General features: G+C 60.0%; 2 protein-coding genes and 2 pseudogenes. All 4 read left to right on the forward strand.

The features are described from left to right. Nucleotides 1-312, forward strand: a pseudogene (locus tag FEM54_RS24900) (DsbA family protein); the annotation flags it as partial. Next, nucleotides 302-2,104, forward strand: a complete 1,803-nt coding sequence (locus FEM54_RS24905; protein WP_017137794.1) for an ABC transporter ATP-binding protein — start codon at nt 302-304, stop codon at nt 2,102-2,104. The pseudogene FEM54_RS24900 and the gene FEM54_RS24905, both read left to right, overlap by 11 nt. A 65-nt stretch (nt 2,105-2,169) precedes the next feature. After that, nucleotides 2,170-4,644, forward strand: a complete 2,475-nt coding sequence (locus tag FEM54_RS24910; protein WP_099548937.1) for an EAL domain-containing protein — start codon at nt 2,170-2,172, stop codon at nt 4,642-4,644. Between the two features lie 45 nt (nt 4,645-4,689). Further along, a pseudogene (locus FEM54_RS24915) lies at nt 4,690-4,813 on the forward strand (TenA family transcriptional regulator); the annotation flags it as partial.

Below are 4,813 nucleotides of genomic sequence, written 5' to 3' on the forward strand. Positions count from 1 at the left end.
CTGCTGGGGCTGATCCAGCGTGCGTTTTATGTCGAGGGCCGCGATGTGACCCTTGCCAGCGTGCTGGTGGAACTGGCCGAGCAGGCGGGCATTCCGCGCATCGAGTTTGCCGGCGCCTTCGACCGCGCCGAGCAACATGCGGCGACGGCGGCTGACTTTACCTGGGTGCAGGACTTGGGCATCGCCGGTTTCCCGACGCTGCTGGCCGAGCGTAATGGCCAGCTGGCGTTGCTGACCAACGGTTATCAGCCGTTGTCCGAGCTGTCGCCCTTGCTCGCCCGATGGCTGGAGCGTGCCACCTGTGCAGGATGAGCCCAAACGCACCGACCGACTGACTTGGGCGGAAGTTCGCCGCCTGGCCCTGCGTCACAAGAAATCCCTGTGGATCGCCAATGGCGTTGCCGTGCTGGCGACCCTGTGCAGCGTGCCCATCCCTTTGCTGTTGCCGTTGCTGGTGGACGAAGTGCTGCTGGGGCACGGCGATGCTGCGCTCAAGGTGATGAACCACGCGTTGCCACTGGGTTGGCAGAAGGCAGCCGGTTATATCGGCCTGATGCTGTTGGTGACCTTATGCCTGCGCTGCGGTGCGCTGGTGTTCAACGTGGTGCAGGCGCGGCTGTTTGCGCGGCTGGCCAAGGACATTGTGTACCGCATCCGCGTGCGCCTGATCGAACGGCTCAAGCGGATTTCCCTGGGCGAATACGAAAGCCTGGGCAGTGGCACGGTGACCACGCATCTGGTCACCGACCTGGACACCCTGGACAAGTTTGTCGGCGAGACTCTCAGCCGCTTCCTGGTGGCCATGCTCACGCTGGTCGGCACCTCGGCGATTCTGGTGTGGATGCATTGGCAACTGGCACTGTTGATCCTGCTGTTCAACCCCTTGGTGATATACGCTACGGTGCAGTTGGGCAAACGCGTCAAACACCTGAAGAAGCTCGAGAACGACAGCACTTCGCGCTTCACCCAGGCGCTGACCGAAACCCTCGACGCCATCCAGGAAGTGCGCGCCGGCAATCGCCAAGGCTTTTTCCTCGGGCGCCTGGGCCAGCGCGCCAAGGAAGTGCGCGACTACGCGATCCATTCGCAATGGAAAACCGATGCCTCCAGCCGCGCCAGTGGCTTGTTGTTCCAGTTCGGCATCGACATCTTCCGCGCGGCGGCGATGCTCACGGTGTTGTTTTCCGACCTGTCCATCGGCCAGATGCTCGCAGTGTTCAGCTACCTGTGGTTCATGATCGGCCCGGTGGAGCAGCTGCTGAACCTGCAATATGCCTACTACGCGGCGGGTGGTGCGCTGACGCGGATCAACGAGCTGCTGGCGCGGGCCGACGAGCCGCAATATGCCGGCGGCGAAGACCCGTTCACCGGGCGTGAGACCGTCGGCATCGAGGTGCGCGGCCTCAACTTCGGCTATGGCGAAGAGTTGGTACTCAACCAGTTGAACCTGGCTATCGCACCCGGCGAGAAGGTCGCGATTGTCGGCGCCAGCGGCGGCGGCAAAAGTACCCTGGTGCAACTGCTGTTGGGGCTCTATACCCCACAAGCCGGCAGTATCCGTTTCGGCGGTGCTACCCAGCAGGAAATCGGCCTGGCGACCATTCGCGAAAACGTCGCAGTGGTGCTGCAACACCCGGCGCTGTTCAACGACACCGTGCGCGCCAACTTGACCATGGGCCGCGCCCGCAGTGACCAAGCCTGTTGGCAGGCACTGGAAATCGCCCAGTTGGATGCTACCGTCAAGGCACTGCCCTTGGGCCTGGACAGTGTGGTGGGGCGCTCGGGGGTGCGTTTTTCCGGTGGGCAACGCCAACGCCTGGCGATTGCACGCATGGTGCTGGCCGAGCCCAAAGTGGTAATACTGGACGAGGCCACCTCGGCCCTGGACGCAGCCACCGAGTACAACCTGCACCAGGCGCTGGCGCGGTTTCTCAGTGGGCGTACTACACTGATCATCGCCCACAGGCTTTCTGCGGTGAAACAGGCCGACCGGGTACTGGTGTTTGATGGCGGGCATATCGCCGAAGATGGCGACCATCAGCAGTTGATTGCCGATGGAGGGTTATACGCCAAGCTCTACGGACATCTGCAACAAGTGCGTTGATTTGGCTGAGCTATCGAGAGCGGATTCTCGCGTGCGTATCAAGCAGTGCATGTGCAAGGGATCTCATGAAGCAAAAGCGTACTCTCGCAGCGACGTTAAGCAAGCCTCGGTTGTTGGGCATTGTCTGGCCCTTTATCGCCGTCGTGCTGTTCCAGGCATTGCTGGGCTGCGTCAGCCTCTACATGCTGTCAGCGGTGCGCGGCTATGTAGCAGGCGAGAGCTTGTGGTCCAAGGGCCAGAAAGACGCCATCTACTATCTGAGCCTTTACGCCGATAACCGCGACGAAGCGACGTTCCTCAAATACCGGCAAGCCATCGCCGTGCCCCAGGGCGGCCATGAGCTGCGCGTCGCGCTGGACCGTCCCACGCCCGACCTTGCGGCCGCGCGCCTGGGCATCCTCAAGGGCGGCAACCACCCCGATGACGTGTCCAATCTGATCTGGCTGTACCTCAATTTTCGCCATTTCAGCTACCTGGAAAAAGCCATCGAGTTGTGGACCGTGGGCGATGGTTACCTGGTGCAACTGGATGACCTGGCCCAGGCGATGCACCGGGCGATCCGCAGTGATCAGGTCAGCCCTGGCGACATTGCTGGCTGGAAGACGCGCATCATCGCCATCAACGACGGCGTGACGCCAGCCGCCAAGGCCTTCAGCGATGCCTTGGGCGAAGGTTCGCGGATGATCCTGCGCCTGTTGCTGATCACCAACCTGGCCACCGCCCTGGGGTTGATCGTGCTGGCACTGCTGCGTACCCACAAACTGCTGACCCAGCGCCACGCCTTCGCCACCGCGTTGCAAGCCGAGAAGGAGCGGGCGCAGATCACCCTGGAGTCGATTGGCGACGGCGTGATCACCACGGATGTCGACGGCGCCATTGCCTACATGAACCCGGCGGCCGAGGCGCTGACCCATTGGAAGAACGCGCAGGCCCAAGGGTTGCCGCTGGCGGCGTTGTTCAACCTGCTTGATGAGAACGCCGAGCCCGATGGCTTCGCCCTGATTGAACACATTATCAAGGGTGAACTCAGCGGTGGCAGCGAGCATTCCAAGCTGATCCAGCGCGTGGACGGCAGCACGGTGTCAGTCACCCTGGTAGGTGCCCCGATCCGCAACGCCGGCAAGGTCAGCGGCGCGGTGCTGGTGTTGCACGACATGACCCAGGAGCGCCAGTACATCGCCAACCTGTCGTGGCAGGCGACCCACGATGCCTTGACTGGCCTGGCCAACCGCCGCGAATTCGAGTTCCGGCTGGAGCAGGTGCTGCAACAGGTAGCGCGCCAGCAGAGCGGGCGGCATGCCTTGATGTTCCTCGACCTCGACCAGTTCAAGCTGGTCAACGACACCTGCGGGCATGCGGCGGGCGATGAGCTGCTGCGGCATATCTGTGCGTTGCTGCAATCGGACCTGCGCGAAGGCGACACCCTGGCGCGCCTGGGCGGCGACGAATTCGGCATCCTGTTGGAGAACTGCCCGGCAGCGGTGGCGGAAAAGATCGCTGAAAGCCTGCGCCATACCGTGCAAAGCCTGCATTTTGTGTGGAAGGGCCGGCCGTTCATGACCACCGTGAGCATTGGTCTGGTGCATATCTCGCAATCGCCGACCACCCTGGAAACTTCGCTGCGCGCCGCTGATATGGCCTGTTATATGGCCAAGGAAAAGGGCCGTAACAGGGTGCAGGTCTACCATGCCGATGATTCGGAATTGTCCATGCGTTTTGGCGAAATGGCCTGGGTACAACGCCTGCACATGGCCCTGGAGGAAGATCGTTTTTGCCTCTACGCCCAGGAAATCTCGCCGTTGGGCCATACCGATGGTGGTAATGGTCATATTGAGATCCTCCTGCGCCTGCACGACGAGGCGGGTCGGATCATCTTGCCGGACAGTTTTATTCCTGCGGCCGAACGTTACGGTTTGATGACTTCGCTAGATCGTTGGGTCGTGGAAAACGTCTTTAAGATTATCGCCCGTTGTATGCAAGAGCGTGCAGGCCGTCCTATGGCTATGTGTGCGATTAATCTGTCAGGCATAACTATTGGCGATGATGATTTTCTCGGGTTTTTACGTGAGAAATTCGAGGCTTACAGCATTCCGCCGGAAATGATTTGTTTTGAAATAACAGAGACCAGCGCTATTGCCAATTTGGGCAGTGCAATCCGCTTTATTAATGAACTCAAGGCCTTAGGTTGCCATTTTTCACTTGATGACTTTTGTGCCGGAATGTCCTCGTTCGCTTATCTTAAACATTTACCTGTAGACTTCCTGAAGATCGACGGGAGTTTCGTAAAGGATATGCTGGACGACCCGATTAACCGTGCCATGGTCGAAGTGATCAACCACATCGGCCACGTCATGGGTAAGCGCACAATTGCCGAATTTGTTGAAACACCGCTGATCGAGCAAGCTTTACTTGAGATCGGTGTGGATTATGCTCAGGGCTACCTGATCGAACGTCCGCAATTGTTTACCTTTGATAGTCTGCAGTGCCGACCCGTGCGGCCGCAGCCACTGTTGCTAAAGGCGCCCGGCACATTCCGCTGAAGCATTCGACGGTCTGTACAATCACACTAGAAAAGGAGCCCTACAGTGATCGACACCTTCAACCGAACCGGCCCGCTTATGGAAGCCTCGAGTTACCCAGCCTGGGCGCAACAACTGATCCAGGACTGTAGCGAGAGCAAGCGCCGGGTTGTCGAACACGAACTGTACC

The organism is Pseudomonas edaphica, assembly GCF_005863185.1.
GTDB lineage: Bacteria > Pseudomonadota > Gammaproteobacteria > Pseudomonadales > Pseudomonadaceae > Aquipseudomonas > Aquipseudomonas edaphica.

Bases quoted from the DNA above. Each gene is read 5' to 3' on its own strand.
- FEM54_RS24910 (WP_099548937.1), top strand. From the start codon at position 2,170: ATGAAGCAAAAGCGTACTCTCGCAGCGACGTTAAGCAAGCCTCGGTTG.